Origin of the sequence: Flavobacterium luteum (assembly GCF_008806775.1) — a bacterium.
In the GTDB taxonomy this organism is placed as follows: Bacteria; Bacteroidota; Bacteroidia; order Flavobacteriales; family Flavobacteriaceae; genus Flavobacterium; species Flavobacterium luteum.
In genome coordinates this window covers 1-1,082 of record NZ_WAEM01000031.1, presented here as the reverse complement: position 1 = coordinate 1,082, position 1,082 = coordinate 1, and the positions used below count along the sequence as shown (strand labels likewise).

The 1,082-nt window shown below is 36.5% G+C and carries 1 protein-coding gene and 1 pseudogene; both read right to left on the bottom strand.

Annotated features, from left to right (window positions below; genetic code table 11):
- Positions 1–396, bottom strand: a pseudogene (locus F6464_RS14365) (tetratricopeptide repeat protein); the annotation flags it as partial.
- Positions 397–415: 19 nt separating this feature from the next.
- Positions 416–1,082 (bottom strand): PorP/SprF family type IX secretion system membrane protein (locus F6464_RS14360; RefSeq protein WP_151108627.1); only part of this gene is annotated, 667 nt, incomplete at its 5' end.

Below are 1,082 nucleotides of genomic sequence, written 5' to 3'. Positions count from 1 at the left end.
AATATAGTTTGGATTTTGTTGAAACGTTTGGGCACGTTGATCGTTTGGTACCAAGCTTGCAAATTTTTTCATTTGCTTGTTGGCTTCTTCATACTTGCCGTTGGCTTTTAGCATTTGCGCATAGCGGTAATAGGTCTCAGCATCTTGAGGAGTTTCAATAGCTTTGGCATACCACTTGGTAGCTTCGGCAGTATTAAAGATGTTAAAATAAGTGTCTGCTAATTGCTTGTACACATAGCCATCTGCTTTTGCGTTGTCTACTACTTTTAGGTATTCTTCTGCGGCAGCAACATATTGGTAACGATTGAATAGTTTGTCGGCTTTTTTGGTGGCTGCATTTTGTGCACAAAGAGTCGTTGCAATCACAAAACTTACTAATAGGTATATGTTTTTCATTGTATTGGTTTGCTTTAGGTTAGAAATATCTTGGTGATTGGGATACTTTTTTAGGGAAATTCAAATCAAATAACAAAATAATTTCGTGTGATGATGGGGTTGTTACATTCAAATCGGAAACAATATGATCGTAGGCATATCCAATTCTTAGATTTGGAGATATGGCATAATTGACCATAGCACCAAAGCTGTCTTGTAATCTATAGGTGGCGCCAATTTCGAATTTGTCATAAAACATAAAGTTCGTGGAAGCATCGACTGATACTGGCGCATTAAACGCCGATTTTATCATAGCAAAAGGTTTGAATTTTAAATTCGGATTGATATCAAACACATAACCGCCTGTTAAGAAATAATGCAGGGCTTCGGTTCCGAAGTTAACATCTTGACCTTCTCTTGTAATGTCTAAATGTTTTGATTTTAGCATATTTGGCACCGAAAAAGCAATGTAATATTTGTTAGTATAATAGAACAATCCAGAACCTATGTTTAAATAAGTTTTGTTTATGTTTGAAGAGAAAGCTGGATCGCCTAAATCAGGTACATTTCCAGCTACTTGATCTAAGAGACCTACTTTATGAAAAGTAGCTCCTGCTTTTAATCCTAAAGCCAAGCGGCGTTCGCCCCCCAAATTTAAAGTATAAGAGAAGTCTCCGTAAACATTGTTTTCTTCTACTGGTCCAATT